This window comes from Aquimarina algiphila (assembly GCF_947494415.1).
Lineage (GTDB): Bacteria > Bacteroidota > Bacteroidia > Flavobacteriales > Flavobacteriaceae > Aquimarina > Aquimarina algiphila.
Map to the genome: position 1 here is coordinate 70,379 of NZ_CANLVC010000012.1, position 17,820 is coordinate 88,198.

Here is a 17,820-nt window from a genome sequence, read left to right on the forward strand (position 1 = left end):
AACCATATGTCTTATGCATCCTTTATTTTAGATATTGAATGGAACAATATTTGATGCTTTATATAGTCTAAAGGAAAATATTTTCATCCTTTCATTAGTTGAATACAAAAAAGATCATAAAACCATCAAAATCTTTAACTTATGATAATCTTAAAACCAATCTCTAATTTTAAAATCATATGTCTCCTTTTAGTATTTCCGTTCTTCGGTTATACCCAACAAGTAGCTAAAATTGATTATAAAGATGATTCTAACTTTCCCAAAGGAAAAATGGGACAAGTAATTCAAGAAGTGATAGATGTATTTAATGCAAATAATGCTCAGAAAATAAGTCAATTTATTACAAAACATCGCAGTGAAGATATCCTGAAGAAATTCTCTATGGAAGATATTCAGGAATATTTATTAGACAATTATAGAAAAACAGGAGGAGTTAATTTTCATAGTATAAGAACGTATACCCCTTCTCGCCCTGATAAAACAGTAGTCATTGTTAAAGGTAATAATTTTGATTCCTGGTATGCAATCACTTTAAGTTTTTTGAATACCACAGATTACATAGTTGATAGTCTTTGGTTTTCATCTGCAAATATACCTTCTAATGTAAAAGAATCTCAAATTTCTGAAACTGAACTTATCAATAAAACTTCTGCCTTACTTGATAAGATTTCTAAAAAAGATGTCTTCTCGGGTACTGTATTAATTGCTAAAGGAAGTGAAGTCTTATTTGAAAAAGCATATGGTGAAGCTTCTAAAAGATTTCATGTGCCAAATACAATAAATACCAAGTTTAATTTGGGGTCTATGAACAAAATGTTTACTACTACTGCGATTATGCAACTTGTAGAAAAACAAAAGGTAAAATTAAGTGATCCTATAAGCAAATATATTGATGAGAGCTGGCTTCCCAAACAAATTACAGATAAGGTCACTATCCACCACCTTCTATCTCACACTAGTGGATTAGGGAGTTATTTTAATAAAACATATTGGAATTCGTCTCGAGAATTATATAGAACGATTGAAGAATTTAAACCATTGGTCAAAGGAGAAACACTTGCTTTTACCCCCGGAGAAAAATTTAGATATAGCAATACCGGAATGTTACTTTTGGGAATAATTATCCAAAAATCATCAAGTCAGGACTATTTTGAGTATATCCAGAACAATATCTTTACCCCTTCTGGAATGATTAATTCTGACTCTTATGAAATGGATCAGCCTGTAGAAAACTTAGCTATAGGGTATATTCCTGTATCAAATAACGCATTAGGATGGAGGAATAATATATTCAAACATGTAATTAAAGGAGGGCCTGCCGGCGGAGGCTTTTCAACCGTAAGAGATTTACATAAGTTTGCATTGGCTTTAGTTGATAAAAAATTAGTTTCAGAATCTTCCTTAGAATTACTTTGGACTGATCATGCAAAATCAAGATACGGATATGGTTTTGAAGTAAAAACCAGTACTGCAGGAAAAGTAGTCGGTCATGATGGTGGTTTTCCTGGTCTTAATGCCCAACTTGATATTTTTTTAGATAACGGGTATATAGTCACGGTAATGTCTAATTATGATCGAGGTGCAAGTCCCGTATCAAAAAAGATTAATACATGGATTGAAAGATTAAAAAAGTAGTATCTCTACATATACTTATATAATTTAAGAACTCTTTTACTATATATTTTTACTCTTTTGTAGAATATTTCTATCAGTTCTTTCGTTGAGTATACAAACCCTCTTTTTTATTGTATGCAACGAATGAAAATTACTGCTGGCCACCAGCAAGCTATGCCGTATTTGGTAGTTGAAAAAGCCGAAGATTTTATTGATTTTATCAGAAAGATCTTTCAGGCTCAAGAGATGGTTAGAACTCTTGATGTTGATAATAGAATACAGCATTCTGAAATCAAAATAGGAGAGAGTACGATCCTTCTTACCGAAGCATCAAAACATTATCCCGCGCACCCAGGATCAATGTATGTATATGTAAAAGATACCGACCAGACGTATTTTGAAGCTATAGACGCAGGTGCAAAATCTCTAATGCCTCCTATGGATGAGGATTATGGTGCACGTGGTGCTGGCTTTAAAGATCCTTTTGGAAACGTCTGGTGGATCGCTACACTTAATTAATTACATCCCAAATCTACTTTGGATTCGGCATCATTATTTGGAATACAGAATCCTGATTGTACTAGATTAGGAACATACCTAGCCAGATTTGGATCTCTTAATCCATTCTCGATAAATAAGGTAAGATTATTGATCTGATTTTCTGTAAGTTCTTGTACGTTTACAAACTGTTTGGCCAATCTTTCTACAGGTACTTCAGGGTTTTGAGGAGTTCCGTTAATTTTATATTCAATGACATCTCTAACCGAAGTAAATGTTCCTCCATGACCAAAAAATCCATTATCGATTAAGTTATAAAGTGTTGGTGTTTTAAACTTATAATTGTCTTTTGTTTTCTTAGTAAATCCTCCTCTTCCTTTTTTTACATTCTCAAAACCTGGGGTATCCAAAACAATTGCTTTAGAAGAATTATCAAAATCATCCATTCCAAAAGCATAGAATTTTTTGTCATTTAATGCTGGACCTGTATGGCATTTAAAACATTTTCCTTTACCAAAAAACACTCTTGCTCCCTTTTTCTCCTTCTTAGTAAGTGCTTCAAAGTCTCCTTTTAACCATTTTTGCCATGGAGATTGATTGGGTAAGACCGTTCTTTCATAAACGGCAATAGCTAATGCAGCATTTTCTTTGGTATATCTTTCACTTTTTGGTACATCAGGAAAAGCTTTATTAAACAGTTTTTTGTAATTAAAATCTTTTACAAAATCTTTATCAATTAATAACCTATGTACATCTTGTCCCTTTATCGCCTGAATTTCTACTCCTTGAAATCCTAAAAAATTCTCAGGAATATTTGTCCAATTGGCTTCTGTGCCAGCATTTGTTCCTGTTCCTCCAAATTGTCCATTCCAAAGCATTACATCCTGATAAGCAACATTTAATATCGTTGGGGACCTAATGGGTTGTATATCAACAAGGTTTAATGGAATACTGGGATCTATAATTCTGCCATTGCCATTGATCCCAAATCCCGAACCAGCTTCTCCTATACCTTGTCTAATTGCTGCACTAAATCCTGCAGCTGCATGATGGCAGGAAGCACAAGAATACATCGCTTTATTAGACGCTACCTTAGGATTTCCTCCTGTTGCTGTTTCATGAAAAAGAAGTTTTCCCAATTCAACTTTCTTTGCTGTAATTAAATTTAACGGATCTTGAGGAATATTAACATAATCATCACTATCCGGCAGAATAAAAAAAGAAACTCCAATACCTTCGGTTACACTATCCAATCTTTGTAATAATTTTTGATCTTGTTCTGTCGGGTTTGAAGTATTTGAATACGTTTTTGAGACGTCAGAATCTATCTCAACATAATCATCATTATTACAAGATATTAAGACAAGAATCAGGATAAGAAAATAGTTTTTTTTCATGGAAATAAATTTAAATTAAACACTAAATTTTTCACTGAAAGGACTATTTGCAAAACCAACGGTTGAACAATTTTTTGACTGATAACATGTTAAATATATATTAAAAAATCGACAAAATACACACTTAAAGGGCAACCCGTATATATTTTGTGTAAAAACGGTTGTGCTCCCGGTATCAACTGAAAAATAATTTATTTGATGTTTTGTATAAAATTGATGTATCAAAACTCAGCTAAAAAACATATTTAACCTTATCATATCAAGATTTTTTAAACAAATTAATGTTCTTCGTGAGAAAAATATCAAAAACCATTATGCTTCATTCAAAGCATTTTTACTTGTAAGAAATAGATTACTATAAATTAGAATGTTGTCACTTTTTATAAGGTCACCTTGTTTTTTTTAGGTACAAATACATTCATGATTACCAAAGTAATTAGTGCCGGCAGGAGCCAAGCCAAACTATAAATCCCTAAAGGAAGGGTTTTTAAAATCGGAGTAACAATATCACTCAATCCTATAGAGCCCAGAAAATCTGGAATGCTAAACAAAATGGTTACGATTACTACTGTTCTAAAAACTAATGAAGATGTAAATCTATCTGGCAAAACATTTAATACTATTAGAATTATCGTGATAGGATATATAAACATGAGAGCAGGCACAGCTACATTAATAATATAATGTACGTCAAACTGCCCCATAAGCACCCCAAGAATACAGCCTATAATTGCAGTAATTAAATATATTTTTTGAGAGCCTCCAAATAGTCCTTTCATAAAATCCGCAGTACCTGTTACAATACCCACTGCCGTAGTAAAACATGCCAGTCCTACCAAAATACTTAGAAAGATTTCACCAACACTTCCAAGGGTTTTGAGGCTTAAGCCTGATAATAAATCTGTTCTTGTGATATTTTCATCAAAATCAGATCCAAATAACGCTCCGCTATAAATCATTCCTGCATAAATGATAAAAAGACCGATCCCTGCCAAAATACCAGATCGTATAATAAGACCTCGGTTTTTTTCAAAGTTATTTTCTCCTTTAATCTTTAGTGAAACAATAATCACTCCACCTACTACAACTGCACCTATAGCATCAAAAGTCTGATACCCCTCAAGTAATCCACTGACTATAGGGGTTTGAAATTCTGAAGGACCAATCTCTGGGGTTAGTACAGAAAAAATACCTATACAGATAATACTTAACACAACAATAAAGATAATAGGAGAAAGAAATTTACCTAGTATACTTAAAATCTTAGAGCGATTAAGTACAAAAAGCAAGACTAATGCAAAGTATATTGTACTAGTCATCCAGGCACTGGTTCCAAAAAAAGGTTGAATTGCCATTTCATGAGTTACCGAGGCCGTTCTGGGAGAAGGTAACGCGATCGAAATCAAATATACTAACACACAATATATAAGACTAAACGTAGGTGATACTTTCTTAGCAAAATCCAACATTGTTCCCTGAAGTCTTGCATGTGCAAAAATTCCTAGTAACGGAATGATCACAGCAGAAATAACAAACCCCATAATGACCATTAGCCATGCATCACCAGCCTTAAATCCCAGAAGTGGAGGGAGCATTAGATTACCGGCACCAAAAAACATCGAAAATAATGCAAATCCTGCAACGAAAGTTTCTTTATTAAATCTCATTTAATTACGTTTATGTGCCTAAAAATAAACTTTCATAATGATATTAGCATATAAAGGAATTAAAATAAATTATTCTGTCTTTGGAAAAGGTACTCCTGTGGTTTTTCTACATGGTTTCTTAGAGAATTCTACCATGTGGAAAGAAACTACTATTCACTTATCCAAAAGTTATTATTGCATCACTATTGACCTATTAGGTCATGGCGATACCGAATGTTTAGGATATATTCATACTATGGAAGACATGGCACAAGCAGTCAAAGCAGTTTTGGATTCTTTGAATATTGTAAAAGCAATTTTTATAGGGCATTCTATGGGAGGCTATGTCGCATTAGCATCTGTTGATCTCTTTCCTGATGTAGTTTCTGGATTAGTCTTGCTTAACTCGACATCATTTCCTGACAGCCCAGAAAGAAAAACAAATCGAAGCAGAGCTATTGATATTGTAAAAAATAATCCAAATGCATTTACCAGTATGGCAATTGCAAATCTTTTTGCAGAAGAAAATAGATTGGTATTTGCAGAAAAAATCAAATCAATTAAAAACCAAGCTTCCAGAATGCCATTGCAAGGAATCATTTCGGCTTTAGAAGGGATGAAGATTCGAAAAAATCGCACTTCTGTTTTATCAAATTTTAATAAGCCCAAAGTAATACTTGCAGGTATTAAAGACCCAGTTTTACCCTACTCACAAAATCTTAAAGAAGCAGAACAATTTAAAATCGATCTTGTGCCTTTTAATGGTGGACATATGTCTTACCTAGAAAATGAAGAAGAATATATCAATACGCTTCTTAAATTCTTAAGTTTGTTTTAACGTATACGTTTAGAAGGAATTTCCTAAAAGTATTCGGGGAATATAGCAAAAATACCAGATGAAATACACTTTTACAGGTCAAAAATCACTGTAAAAGCCTTGGTTTAGTTAAAAATCAATGTTTTAAGGCAAGTTTTTCTTACAAAAAGACTATTAATACGAAAAAAAATATTATTATTGTATTGATAATGAACCTCTAATCTATTTCTATGAATTTTTAACCCCCCTAAAAATGATGAAAAAATCTACCCCAACCCCCACATTTTCCTTTTCTAAAATCTATTGTTCTTTATTTGGTCATGATTATGTACTTTCAAAAAATGTAACACATCATATCAAAGAATATACCTGTTCCCATTGTAATGAACAAGCAACTACAAATAGTAGAGGAAGATTAGAAGTAATGACTCCTAAATTAAAAGAAATTAACAACGCTTTGGCTTCTGTACATGCTAAAAAACTAGCAAGAACTAATACTACAGATACTTCGTTTCAGGCAGCTTCATAATATGCTATCCTTCTATCGGATTCCATCCCTGAGCTTTTATTTCTATTTTTTCATTAGCTCTGGTTACTAATCCTATTCCACTTTTCTCATCTGTTATGTGACCAATAACTGTAAGACTAGGGTTTGCTTTAATTTTGGGGAAATCTTGTTGTTTTATCGTAAAAAGCAATTCATAATCTTCTCCTCCATTTAATGCCACTGTCGTGCTATTTAGTTGAAATTCCTCACAGGTAGAAATTACCGTAGGGTCTAATGGTATTTTTTCCTCATAGAGATTTACTCCAACCTTAGACTGTGTGCATAAATGTATAACTTCAGACGATAGTCCATCGCTTATATCAATCATACTCGTTGGTTTTACATCCAATGCGCTAAGAAGTTCTGAAATATCTTTACGTGCTTCTGGTTTAAGTTGTCTCTCGATGAGATATGTATATTGATCCAGATCTGGTTGCGAATTAGGATTAACTTCATATACTTTTTTCTCTCTTTCCAATACTTGAAGTCCCAAATATGCAGCTCCTAAATCACCTGTAACTACTAAAAGATCATTTTCCTGAGCTCCACTACGATACACCAATTCTTTTTCTTCAGCATATCCAACTGCTGTAATACTAATTAACAACCCTGTTGTCGACGAAGTCGTATCTCCTCCAACCACATCAATATTATAAATTTTTGCAGCAGTTTCAATTCCCGCATATAATTCTTCTAAAGCTTCCAAAGGAAATCTATTAGAAACTGCAATAGAAACCGTAATCTGAGTTGCAACTGCATTCATCGCATACACATCAGAAAGATTTACAACTACAGCTTTATACCCTAAATGTTTTAAAGGAACATATGATAAATCAAAATGTACTCCTTCAATTAATAAATCTGTCGTTAAAACGCATTTTTTATTATCAAAATCCAAAACCGCAGCATCATCACCAATACCAAGAGAGGTTGTTTTTTGCTTAATCGTAAAGTTCTTGGTCAGGTGGTTAATAAGTCCAAATTCTCCTAATTCAGATAACTGCGTCCTTGATGTATTTTTATCTTCAATCATTTTGCAAAGATAATCTATCGCTATTAATTGGCATTATTTTCAAGTATCATAATCTTCTACTATAGCTTTTACTTATTGTAATATTGTTAGATAAATGTTAGGTTTCGTGTATAAAATCTACTTAAGTAGTATATTTGCATTCAATTTAGAATTAATCTATTATACAGTAATATGATCAAAGTATCTGATATAGCAAAAAATAAGGTCATCGAATTGATGAATGATGATGGATATGATGCTTCGACCGATTATGTTCGCGTAGGTGTAAAAAGCGGCGGGTGTTCTGGATTATCTTATGATTTAAAATTTGATAAAAGCCAGGAAGAAGGAGATAAAGTTTTTGAAGACAACAATATAAAAATCATTGTTGATAAAAAAAGTTTCCTTTACCTTATCGGAACAACTCTAGAATATTCTGGAGGCCTTAATGGTACCGGTTTTGTATTTAACAACCCCAATGCCAGTAGAACCTGCGGTTGCGGAGAAAGTTTTTCATTATAGTTTTTAAACTTTAAAACAAGATCCTGAATAAACTCAGGACACAAAAGATGGCGTATACTGAAGACGACTTAAAAAAAGAATTAGAAACCAAAGAATATGAGTATGGATTCTACACTGATATAGAATCTGATACTTTTCCTGTGGGTCTTAATGAAGATATAGTTCGTGCAATCTCTAAGAAAAAAGAAGAGCCCGAATGGATGACCGAATGGCGACTTGAAGCTTTTCGTGTATGGGAGAAAATGGAAGAGCCCGAATGGGCAAATGTTAGATATGAAAAACCAGATTTTCAAAGTATTTCATATTATTCTGCTCCAAATAAAAAACCAAAATACAATAGTATTGATGAAGTAGATCCAGAGTTATTAGAGACCTTTAAAAAACTTGGTATTTCTTTAGATGAGCAAAAGAAACTTGCCGGCGTTGCTGTAGATATCGTAATGGATTCGGTATCTGTTGCAACTACTTTTAAAGAAACTCTTGCCGAGAAAGGAATTATATTCTGCTCTATTTCTGAAGCTATACAAGAACATCCAGAATTAGTTAAAAAATATATTGGTTCTGTAGTTCCTCAAAAAGATAATTTTTATGCTGCCCTAAACTCTGCTGTTTTTAGTGATGGTTCTTTCTGTTATATCCCAAAGGGAGTTCGTTGTCCTATGGAGTTATCGACTTATTTCAGAATTAATCAAGCAGGAACGGGTCAGTTTGAACGCACCCTTGTTGTTGCAGATCAAGGGAGTTATGTAAGTTATCTGGAAGGCTGTACAGCTCCATCTCGTGATGAAAATCAGTTACACGCTGCCGTAGTAGAATTAATCGCATTAGATGATGCAGAAATAAAATATTCTACCGTGCAGAATTGGTATCCTGGTAATGCAGATGGAAAAGGAGGAGTTTATAATTTTGTAACCAAAAGAGGGATTTGTGAAACTAATGCAAAAATCTCCTGGACACAAGTTGAAACAGGATCTGCAGTAACCTGGAAATATCCTTCTTGTGTATTAAAAGGAAATAATTCTGTTGGAGAATTTTATTCTATAGCAGTAACAAACAATTATCAACAAGCAGATACTGGTACAAAAATGATTCATCTTGGTAAAAACACCAAAAGTACTATCATTTCTAAAGGTATTTCTGCAGGAAAATCGCAAAATAGTTATCGAGGACTAGTGCAAATTAATAGCAGAGCGACCAATGCACGTAATTTTTCACAATGTGATTCATTATTGATGGGCAATGAATGTGGCGCACATACGTTTCCTTATATAGAAGCAAAAAATAAAACTGCTCAAATAGAACATGAAGCTACTACTAGTAAGATAGGTGAAGATCAAATTTTTTACTGCAATCAACGAGGAATTGATACTGAGAAAGCAATCGCTTTAATAGTTAATGGTTTTAGTAAAGAGGTATTGAATAAATTACCTATGGAATTTGCTGTAGAGGCTCAAAAACTTCTGGAAATTTCTCTAGAGGGTTCTGTAGGATAATTGTGAAACCATCAAATCTGCATTAATGAAAAAATTATTTATTCTATTTACTCTAAGCCTTGCCCTTTTTTCTTGTAAATCTAAAAATGAAGAACCCACTTTAATACGAGGTGAGTTTATTCTTATTGATGATGCTGCCGTCATTATGGGTAATGGCTTTATTTATGGTGTAATAATTAATGATATTACACATGAACTGGCCAAAAAAGTCGCTCCACTACAAAGAGAAGAATATGATATGGTTCCTGTAGTGATTAAAGGACTTATAAAACCTAATGAAGGAAATGGATTAGAAGAATGGAAAGAGATAGTAGAAATAACTGAAATCATAGGAGTAAGTGCACCAACCTCTGAGTTGCCAACGAAGATTAAGTCTTCTCCGCAAGACCACACTTCTTCCTCTGATGCAGATCAAGAAAAAGAAAATTAAATAAATTGCCAAAAGCACCTAAATATTCAAATTAAGAGATGATGCTGAAAATTAAAGATTTACACGCAAGTGTCGAAGGAAAAGAAATTTTAAAAGGTCTTAACCTGGATGTAAAAGCAGGAGAGATACATGCTATTATGGGACCTAATGGTGCGGGAAAAAGTACCTTGGCTAATATCGTTGCAGGGAAAGAAGAATATGAAGTTACCGGAGGAGAAATCCTTCTAGAAGGAGAGGATATAGATGAATTAGCAGCAGAAGAACGAGCACATAATGGTGTTTTTCTATCTTTTCAATACCCTGTAGAAATCCCTGGAGTTACCGTTACTAATTTCATGAAAACCGCTATTAATGAAACTAGAAAAGCACAAGGACTGGAAGAAATGCCAGCAAAAGATATGCTTAAAAAAATTCGGGAAAAATCTGAATTATTAGAGATCGACCGTAAGTTTTTATCTCGTTCACTTAATGAAGGGTTCTCTGGTGGAGAAAAAAAGAGAAATGAGATCTTTCAAATGGCTATGATGGAACCTAAGTTAGCTATCCTTGACGAAACAGATTCTGGACTTGATATCGATGCATTGCGTATCGTAGCAAATGGAGTTAACAAACTAAAAAGCCCAGAGAATGCTATTGTTGTTATTACACACTATCAACGTTTACTAGACTATATCGTTCCTGATTTTGTTCATGTATTATATGATGGAAAAATCGTAAAATCTGGCACCAAAGAATTAGCTCTGGAATTAGAAGAAAAAGGATACGACTGGATTAAGGAAGAAATAAATGCATAAGGCTATGGAGTTAAAAGAAAAATTAGTGTCTTCCTTTTTAGCTTTTGAAAACACAGTAGATGTCGATGCTCCTATACATGATATTAGAAGCCAGGCTATCAAAGTTTTTGAAGAAAAAGGGTTTCCTACCAAAAAAGAGGAAGCTTGGAAATACACTTCGTTAAATTCTATTTTAAAACATGATTATAGTATTTTTCCAAAGGAAGAAAATGCCTTAGATTTTAAGGATATAAAAAAGTACTTTATTCACGATATAGATACCTACAAGATTGTATTTATAGATGGTAAATATTCTTCTCATTTATCAGAAACTACTCATGAAAAAATTGATGTATGTTTGATGTCTTCGGCATTAACACATGAGAAATATAAGCCTATTGTTGACAATTACTTCAACAAAATAGCTCGCCAAGATGGACTTACTTCTTTAAACACTGCGTTTTCAAGAGAAGGAGCTTATATCTACATCCCTAAAAACAAATTAGCAGACAAACCTATACAGATTATACATTTCTCTACAGGAAAAGAATCTGCACAAATGCTGCAACCACGTAATCTTATTATTGTTGAAGAAAACTCTCATGTACAGATTATTGAGCGTCATCAAAGCTTAACAGATAATCCAGTACTTACAAATTCTGTAACCGAGATTTTTGTAGATAAAAGAGCTGTGGTTGATTATTATAAAATCCAGAATGATAATCAAAATGCATCTTTAATCGACAATACCTATATCGATCAGCAATCACAAAGTCTTGCGTCGGTGCATACTTTTGCTTTCGGAGGAAATATAACAAGGAATAACCTTAATTTCTATCAAAAAGGAGAAGGTATTGATTCTGTGCTTAATGGTATAACCATTGTTGAGGGTAAACAACATGTAGATCATAATACATTGGTTCATCATACCCAACCTAATTGTGAGAGTCATCAAGATTATAAAGGTATTTTTGATGAAAAAGCTACAGGTGTTTTTAACGGAAAAATCATCGTAAACAAAGAGGCTCAAAAAACAAATGCTTTTCAGTCAAACAATAATATCTTGTTAAGTGATAAAGCTACAATCAATTCTAAGCCTCAATTAGAAATTTTTGCAGATGATGTAAAATGTTCTCATGGATGTACTATTGGTCAGTTAGACGATAATGCATTGTTTTATATGAGATCTAGAGGTATCGGAGAAAAAGAAGCAAAAGCCTTACTCATGTATGCTTTTGCAAATAATGTTTTAGAAAGTGTAAAAATACCTCAGCTCAAAAGTAGAATTAACAAGCTAATTGCCAATAAATTAAACGTTAATATCGGTTTTGATTTGTAAAAATAACTAAAGTACTATCTATCTTATACTAAACCTCTTCATATATTTGTTGAGGTTTTTTTAGTTCTATGAAGAAAATAAACGCATACCATTTAATCCTTTTTTCAATATATGCGTTTTTTTGTGTTTTGATGCTTCAAATTACCTTGCAATATTTTCCAATCAATTTTGATGTTGCCTTTTTGCGTATCAAACAACAATATATTCATTTAACTCATTATAAAATTGCTTTTTATATTCATGTTACTTTTTCTATTTTTTCACTCTTTGCAGGGTTTACGCAATTTTCAAAAAAAATAAGAACAAAACTCCCAAAAATTCATAAGTCTATAGGTTGGATATATTTGGTATCTGTTCTGATATTTGCCGCTCCATCAGGATTGATACTAGGATATTATGCAAATGGTGGGTTTTGGTCTCAATTGGCGTTTTGTATATTAGCAATCGGTTGGTTTTGGTTTAGTTTACAGGCTTTTTTATCAATAAAACAAAAAAATTATAGAAAACATCAAATTTTTATGATTAGAAGTTTTGCCTTAACACTATCTGCAATAACTTTACGATCATGGAAATATATAATAGTTTTGGCTTTTCAACCAAGACCTATGGATGTATATCAAATTGTAGCATGGTTAGGCTGGGTATTAAATCTACTTGTTGCCGAAATTATAATATTAAAACATATCAAAAAATGAAAAATATATTCATTGTTTTATTCGTAGTTGCTTTCGTTTCCTGTAAACAAGAGGTGAAAAATAAAAAGATAGAAACTGCTCCAATTTCAGAAACTGAAATATCAAAAAATGAAAAAAGAGAGTCATCTAAATCAAATACAGAAAAAAGTAAATCAGAATCCTCGCAAACTAATGTTAAAAAAGAACCTATAATAAAACAATTTAAAAAGAGAGTTTTTGAAGAAGAATCTGATCATAAAAACTTAATCAGTTATTATGTTGGGGATTTTTCTGCAGCACAATTTAATGAGAATAATCCTTCTTATACTAATAGAATTAATATATCTATTAATCATATTAAAGATGATTCTATTTATGGGCATTCAGTTGTTGCGGGAAATATTAGACCTTTTAAAGGAAGATTTGACCCAAAAACTCTTTATGCTGAAGTTTCAGAACCCGGAGATGATAAATATGATGGTGTTTTTGAGTTTACCTTTTATCCTAAGAAGAAAACCCTCGAAGGAATTTGGATCGCTAATAATGAGAATTTAGCAGTTCCTAAAAGAGAATATAATCTTCAAATGAAAGATTTTAAATATACCCCTAAATTAAACTTGTTTTTTGGTCTTGAGGAAGATGACGACGATTACAATCTAGCTTTAAGTCGTTCTCAAGATCAGGAAACTGGAGAATTAGAAGCTATAAGTGTTAAAGTGATTAGAGAACTAAATGCTTCTACTCAAAAATTAACCAATCAAGACATAGAAAACCTTAATAAAGGAGAGTTAGAAGTACTGCGTAATCTTATCTACGCAAGGCATGGATATTCTTTTAAAAATCGAAAAATGAGATACTTTTTCGATTACTATATTGATTGGTATATTCCAGTTTCTACCGATATTAGAAATAAATTAACCGCTTTAGAAAAGAAAAATATCGATTTGATTAAGCGATATGAGCAACATGCAGAACGGTATTATGATTATTTTGGCAGGTAAGTTATAACAAAAGACTACATCTAAATAGATGTAGTCTTTTGTTATCAATATTTTATTCTACCGCATCTACCATATCCTTTAAAAAAGTATTAAAATCTACTCCGGCATCTCCAATAAGTCCAAATCGTACAATTACCAGGTCTTTGGAGGGAATAATAAATACCCGTTGTCCCTGGTATCCATTAGCAGAAAACATATCTCTAGGTGCATCTGGATAAAATCCACCAGCATTTAACCAAAAATGACCTCCATAATCCCCTTCGGATGTTGGACTTGGAGTAGTTACATAATCAACCCAGGATGGATCAAAAATCTTAGTTCCATTCCAATTTCCCTTATGAAGGTACAACAATCCAAACTTAGCCCAATCCCTTATTGTTGCCCAAGCATAAGAAGACGCTACAAAATTACCCGTCATATCCGTTTCTATAAGCATAGAATGCATTCCTATTTTATCAATAAACTCACGATAAGGGAAATCCAGATATTCTTGATGTGTCTTAAACTGTTTCCTAAGAATTCCTGATAACAAATTAGAAGTCCCAGAGGAATAATACCAGTTTTCATTGGGTTTGTATACTGCCTTTTTATGAATCTGAGCAACAGTCATGTCTCTATCCAGATATAACATTTTTGTAATGTCTGAGATAGAACCATAGTCTTCGTCCCATTCTAGACCGCTATTCATTTGTAGCAAATTATTTATGGTGATCTCTTTTCTTTCGTCATTTTGCCACTCGGTTACAGGAGCTTTGTCATTGATATCTATTTTACCTTGTGCTTGTAAAACTCCATACATTGTACTAAGCACACTTTTGGTCATAGACCAACCCAACACCATCGAATTTTTATCAAAACCATCTATATAACGCTCAGCAATGATTTTATCTTTATAAAGCACAAGAACTGCCCTCGTTTTTTTTATATTTTCTCCTTTCGTATCAAAAACTGATACTACGGTTCGCTGTACTTTATCATAATCTATGTTTTCAAATACAGTATCCTTTTGTGGCAGGTCTCCGTAAGGATATTCCAGGTTCGTTTTTACAACAGTTCTATTTGGGGTTAAAAATGGTTCATTTTCATCAAATTCGTCATCAATTAAAACACTCCCCAATCCCTCGCGATAAATTGCTTTTCGTTCTTTAAACCCATATACATTCGCTATGGCATACTTCTTATCTATATCAACCTCATCAGTCGCCAATCTTACATTAGGTACATCATGATCTGTTTTGTCAGTGTATTCAAGACTTCTATGTCCCAGAAAAATAGATGAGCTCATATTTTTTGCAGAAAATCCAGAAATGATTTCAAGCTTAGGATAATTCAGAATAACTACACCACAAATCCCTACAAATACAATAAGAAATACTATCCTAATAATTTTTTTAAATCGCTTCATATATAAAAGGGTTAAATCCATCTAAAAATAAACAATCCTACTTAGAAAACGCATATATAATAATTGGTATTAGTATTTTTGCAAAAACAAATTGCTATGCTAGATGTACAGAAGATACGACAAGATTTTCCAATACTTTCCAGACAGGTAAATGGAAAGCCTTTGGTGTATTTTGATAACGCTGCCACTTCTCAAACACCACAAGTGGTTATCGATGCTATTGTTGATTATTATAGCAACTATAATGCTAATATTCACCGTGGAGTTCATACTTTATCCCAGGAAGCGACAGATGCTTATGAGATTGCTCGTAAAAAAATACAAACACATTTTAATGCAAAACATACTCATGAGATTATTCTAACTTCTGGTACAACACACAGTATCAACATTATAGCAACTGGTTTTACTAATCTTCTTTCTAAAGGAGACGAAATTATTGTATCTGCTTTAGAACATCACTCTAATATTGTACCCTGGCAAATGCTTTGTGAACGAACCGGCGCTGTTCTTAAAGTAATTCCTATGAATGAAGAAGGAGAATTAGTAATGGATGTATACAATCAATTGATTTCTGACAAAACCAAACTTGTTTTCACTAATCATATTTCTAACGCTTTAGGAACAATAAATCCTATTGAAGAAATCATTAAAAAAGCACATGACGTAGGTGCGGCTGTATTGATCGATGGAGCACAATCTTGTCCCCATATCAAACCAGATGTTCTAGCGCTGGATGTAGATTTTTATGTTGCTTCTGCTCATAAACTTTGTGGACCAACCGGTGTAGGTTTATTATATGGAAAAGAAGAGTGGCTCAACAAGCTCCCTCCTTATCAAGGAGGCGGTGAGATGATAGACCAGGTGACCTTCGAGAAGACTACATACGCAGGACTTCCTCATAAATTTGAAGCTGGAACTCCAAATATCTGTGGCGGAATTGCATTTGGTGTAGCACTAGATTATATGAATAGTATTGGGTTTGAAAATATTGCAGCCTATGAAGAAGAATTATTGCACTACGGAACTCAAAAATTATTAGAAATCCAAGGATTAAAAATCTATGGAACATCCAAAAATAAAACATCTGTAATCTCTTTTAATCTAGAAAATATTCATCCTTATGATGTTGGTTCTATAGTTGACAAATTAGGAATTGCTGTTCGTACAGGACATCACTGTGCGCAACCTATTATGGATTTTTACAAAATCCCAGGAACAATAAGAGCCTCATTTTCATTCTATAACACCAAAGAAGAAATTGATGCTTTGGTAGAAGCTGTCAAGAAAGCCCAAATAATGCTTTCTTAAAAACAGCCTTGTTTAAAAATATAGAGGGTCTTGGGAATCAAATGTTATCTCGCTAAAAAAACAATAAACTATAGCTGTACTACGTTTTAAATTCTATAATTTAACCTACCCCAATGCCTATGAAACCTAATTTTCTTTTTCTAAAGTACTGTGTGTTTTTATTTTCAATAGTTCTTTTAGCCTCATGTAGTAGTGATGATTCTACAGAGACAGCAACTATTATTAACCCTCTTGATAATCCTTTTGATGGAATTCCTGCAGGAAACCCAAACGGAAATTCTCCTATCCCAGCTGAAGCATCCTTAGAAGATGTCTCTAATCCCACTACTATAGTTGGTGATGGTACTCCCGAAAGCTGTACAGGTCAGGTTTTTATTGATGCTGTGACCAAAGGAGGAAAAATCGTTTTTAATTGTGGCCCTGACCCTGTTACTATAACATTAAATCAACCTGCTAAAGTGTTTAACAATACAAGTCAAGAGATTGTTATTGATGGAGGAGGCTTAATTACTCTAAGTGGGAATAATCAGACTAGAATTCTGTACATGAATACTTGTGATCAAAATCAGGTATGGACTACAGATCACTGTCAAAATCAGGATCATCCCAGACTTACGGTTCAGAACATCACATTTGCCAATGGAAATTCTACCAATGAAACAGAATATGATGGAGGAGGTGCTATCTGGGTTCGTGGAGGGCGTTTTAAAGCTGTAAACTGTAGGTTCTTTAATAACACTTGTGCTTCTGTTGGACCAGATGTAGGAGGAGGAGCAATTAGAGTCTTTAGCCAATATAATAACCTACCTGTATTTATTGTTAACAGTACTTTTGGCGGAAAAGAAGGTTTTGGAAACTCTGGATCAAATGGCGGTGCAATTAGTAGTATTGGTGTCTCATGGACTATCATCAATAGTCTTTTTTCTCATAATTCTGCTATTGGAAATGGAGGAAACCCTAGCCAATCCGGAACACCCGGAGGAGGAAGTGGAGGAGCAATATACAATGATGGAAATACCATGACTCTCACGCTTCTTGGTTCTCATATAGAGGCAAATCAAGTTAATGATTTTGGTGCCGCTATATTTTTTGTTTCCAATGATCATTCTGGTAATGTTATCATCAATGAATCTACTATTCAAAATAATATTGGAGGTTCTTGGTATCCCTCTTATCCAGGAATTTCTGCACATGCAGATACCGATATAAGTGTTACAAATTCTACTATCACAGAATAAGAACACTATTCTTATACAATCTATTATACCATAAGGCAACATTAAATAATGTTGCCTTTATAATTTAACATTTTTGAATTACCATACTGTTAAACACCTATAA

The 17,820-nt window shown here is 33.2% G+C and carries 17 protein-coding genes; 13 read left to right on the top strand and 4 right to left on the bottom strand.

Annotation, left to right across the window (positions count from 1 at the left end; all coding sequences use genetic code 11):
• The first annotated feature begins 141 nt into the window (after positions 1-141).
• Positions 142-1,635 (top strand): serine hydrolase domain-containing protein, encoded by a 1,494-nt coding sequence (locus tag PQF96_RS26585; protein WP_271769976.1) that lies wholly within the window; start codon positions 142-144, stop codon positions 1,633-1,635.
• A gap of 114 nt (positions 1,636-1,749) precedes the next feature.
• Positions 1,750-2,133, top strand: coding sequence for a VOC family protein (locus PQF96_RS26590; RefSeq protein WP_143916191.1), 384 nt, complete (start codon positions 1,750-1,752; stop codon positions 2,131-2,133).
• Here PQF96_RS26590 and PQF96_RS26595 read toward each other — a convergent pair.
• The gene (locus PQF96_RS26595) at positions 2,130-3,509 is read right to left on the bottom strand and encodes a cytochrome-c peroxidase (protein WP_271769978.1); all 1,380 of its coding nucleotides are present in this window, start codon (positions 3,507-3,509) and stop codon (positions 2,130-2,132) included. The genes PQF96_RS26590 and PQF96_RS26595 overlap by 4 nt on opposite strands.
• Positions 3,510-3,889: 380 nt before the next feature.
• A complete protein-coding gene (brnQ, locus tag PQF96_RS26600; RefSeq protein WP_271769980.1) occupies positions 3,890-5,176 on the bottom strand; it encodes a branched-chain amino acid transport system II carrier protein in 1,287 nt (428 codons plus the stop codon).
• A gap of 37 nt (positions 5,177-5,213) precedes the next feature.
• Here brnQ and PQF96_RS26605 point away from each other — a divergent pair, with 37 nt between their 5' ends.
• Positions 5,214-5,993 (top strand): alpha/beta fold hydrolase, encoded by a 780-nt coding sequence (locus PQF96_RS26605; RefSeq protein ID WP_143916188.1) that lies wholly within the window; start codon positions 5,214-5,216, stop codon positions 5,991-5,993.
• 232 nt (positions 5,994-6,225) lie between these two features.
• The gene (locus PQF96_RS26610; protein WP_333968281.1) at positions 6,226-6,501 is read left to right on the top strand and encodes a hypothetical protein; all 276 of its coding nucleotides are present in this window, start codon (positions 6,226-6,228) and stop codon (positions 6,499-6,501) included.
• A gap of 4 nt (positions 6,502-6,505) precedes the next feature.
• Here the strand turns inward: PQF96_RS26610 and thiL are convergent, their stop codons facing one another.
• Positions 6,506-7,552, bottom strand: coding sequence for a thiamine-phosphate kinase (gene thiL / locus PQF96_RS26615; RefSeq protein WP_109436294.1), 1,047 nt, complete (start codon positions 7,550-7,552; stop codon positions 6,506-6,508).
• A gap of 171 nt (positions 7,553-7,723) precedes the next feature.
• On the opposite strand from thiL, the gene PQF96_RS26620 reads away from it, so the two are divergent.
• From PQF96_RS26620 to PQF96_RS26650, 7 genes are all read left to right on the top strand, one after another.
• Positions 7,724-8,053 (top strand): HesB/IscA family protein, encoded by a 330-nt coding sequence (locus PQF96_RS26620; protein ID WP_109436293.1) that lies wholly within the window; start codon positions 7,724-7,726, stop codon positions 8,051-8,053.
• A gap of 47 nt (positions 8,054-8,100) precedes the next feature.
• Positions 8,101-9,546 carry a Fe-S cluster assembly protein SufB gene (gene sufB, locus PQF96_RS26625; RefSeq protein WP_109436292.1) on the top strand — a complete coding sequence of 482 codons (1,446 nt, stop codon included), beginning with the start codon at positions 8,101-8,103 and terminating at the stop codon, positions 9,544-9,546.
• 25 nt (positions 9,547-9,571) lie between these two features.
• Positions 9,572-9,976 carry a hypothetical protein gene (locus PQF96_RS26630; RefSeq protein ID WP_271769982.1) on the top strand — a complete coding sequence of 135 codons (405 nt, stop codon included), beginning with the start codon at positions 9,572-9,574 and terminating at the stop codon, positions 9,974-9,976.
• 41 nt (positions 9,977-10,017) lie between these two features.
• Positions 10,018-10,770 (top strand): Fe-S cluster assembly ATPase SufC, encoded by a 753-nt coding sequence (sufC, locus tag PQF96_RS26635; RefSeq protein WP_109436465.1) that lies wholly within the window; start codon positions 10,018-10,020, stop codon positions 10,768-10,770.
• Positions 10,771-10,774: 4 nt separating this feature from the next.
• Positions 10,775-12,088, top strand: coding sequence for a Fe-S cluster assembly protein SufD (gene sufD, locus PQF96_RS26640; protein WP_109436464.1), 1,314 nt, complete (start codon positions 10,775-10,777; stop codon positions 12,086-12,088).
• 131 nt (positions 12,089-12,219) lie between these two features.
• Entirely contained in the window at positions 12,220-12,783 is a 564-nt protein-coding gene (locus PQF96_RS26645) for a DUF2306 domain-containing protein (RefSeq protein ID WP_271769984.1), read from the top strand.
• Positions 12,780-13,763: a YARHG domain-containing protein gene (locus PQF96_RS26650; RefSeq protein ID WP_271769986.1), complete on the top strand. Its 984-nt coding sequence runs from the start codon at positions 12,780-12,782 to the stop codon at positions 13,761-13,763. The genes PQF96_RS26645 and PQF96_RS26650 overlap by 4 nt, the downstream gene beginning before the upstream one ends.
• 52 nt (positions 13,764-13,815) lie before the next feature.
• Here PQF96_RS26650 and PQF96_RS26655 read toward each other — a convergent pair whose 3' ends face one another.
• Positions 13,816-15,168 carry a serine hydrolase domain-containing protein gene (locus PQF96_RS26655; RefSeq protein ID WP_271769988.1) on the bottom strand — a complete coding sequence of 451 codons (1,353 nt, stop codon included), beginning with the start codon at positions 15,166-15,168 and terminating at the stop codon, positions 13,816-13,818.
• A 96-nt stretch (positions 15,169-15,264) separates the two neighbouring features.
• Between PQF96_RS26655 and PQF96_RS26660 the strand changes: the two genes are divergently transcribed.
• Both PQF96_RS26660 and PQF96_RS26665 read left to right on the top strand, forming a co-directional pair.
• The gene (locus PQF96_RS26660; protein WP_271769990.1) at positions 15,265-16,479 is read left to right on the top strand and encodes an aminotransferase class V-fold PLP-dependent enzyme; all 1,215 of its coding nucleotides are present in this window, start codon (positions 15,265-15,267) and stop codon (positions 16,477-16,479) included.
• 119 nt (positions 16,480-16,598) lie between these two features.
• Entirely contained in the window at positions 16,599-17,717 is a 1,119-nt protein-coding gene (locus tag PQF96_RS26665) for a hypothetical protein (protein ID WP_271769992.1), read from the top strand.
• Positions 17,718-17,820: the final 103 nt, after the last annotated feature.

Excerpts from the sequence above, each read along its gene's own strand:
- PQF96_RS26645 (WP_271769984.1), top strand. The coding sequence starts at position 12,220 with ATGCTTCAAATTACCTTGCAATATTTTCCAATCAATTTTGATGTTGCC.
- PQF96_RS26660 (WP_271769990.1), top strand. The coding sequence starts at position 15,265 with ATGCTAGATGTACAGAAGATACGACAAGATTTTCCAATACTTTCCAGA.
- sufB (WP_109436292.1), top strand. The coding sequence starts at position 8,101 with ATGGCGTATACTGAAGACGACTTAAAAAAAGAATTAGAAACCAAAGAA.
- sufC (WP_109436465.1), top strand. The coding sequence starts at position 10,018 with ATGCTGAAAATTAAAGATTTACACGCAAGTGTCGAAGGAAAAGAAATT.
- PQF96_RS26655 (WP_271769988.1), bottom strand. The coding sequence starts at position 15,168 with ATGAAGCGATTTAAAAAAATTATTAGGATAGTATTTCTTATTGTATTT.
- PQF96_RS26665 (WP_271769992.1), top strand. The coding sequence starts at position 16,599 with ATGAAACCTAATTTTCTTTTTCTAAAGTACTGTGTGTTTTTATTTTCA.
- sufD (WP_109436464.1), top strand. The coding sequence starts at position 10,775 with ATGGAGTTAAAAGAAAAATTAGTGTCTTCCTTTTTAGCTTTTGAAAAC.
- PQF96_RS26585 (WP_271769976.1), top strand. The coding sequence starts at position 142 with ATGATAATCTTAAAACCAATCTCTAATTTTAAAATCATATGTCTCCTT.
- thiL (WP_109436294.1), bottom strand. The coding sequence starts at position 7,552 with ATGATTGAAGATAAAAATACATCAAGGACGCAGTTATCTGAATTAGGA.
- PQF96_RS26630 (WP_271769982.1), top strand. The coding sequence starts at position 9,572 with ATGAAAAAATTATTTATTCTATTTACTCTAAGCCTTGCCCTTTTTTCT.
- PQF96_RS26595 (WP_271769978.1), bottom strand. The coding sequence starts at position 3,509 with ATGAAAAAAAACTATTTTCTTATCCTGATTCTTGTCTTAATATCTTGT.
- PQF96_RS26605 (WP_143916188.1), top strand. The coding sequence starts at position 5,214 with ATGATATTAGCATATAAAGGAATTAAAATAAATTATTCTGTCTTTGGA.
- brnQ (WP_271769980.1), bottom strand. The coding sequence starts at position 5,176 with ATGAGATTTAATAAAGAAACTTTCGTTGCAGGATTTGCATTATTTTCG.
- PQF96_RS26610 (WP_333968281.1), top strand. The coding sequence starts at position 6,226 with ATGATGAAAAAATCTACCCCAACCCCCACATTTTCCTTTTCTAAAATC.
- PQF96_RS26650 (WP_271769986.1), top strand. The coding sequence starts at position 12,780 with ATGAAAAATATATTCATTGTTTTATTCGTAGTTGCTTTCGTTTCCTGT.
- PQF96_RS26620 (WP_109436293.1), top strand. The coding sequence starts at position 7,724 with ATGATCAAAGTATCTGATATAGCAAAAAATAAGGTCATCGAATTGATG.
- PQF96_RS26590 (WP_143916191.1), top strand. The coding sequence starts at position 1,750 with ATGCAACGAATGAAAATTACTGCTGGCCACCAGCAAGCTATGCCGTAT.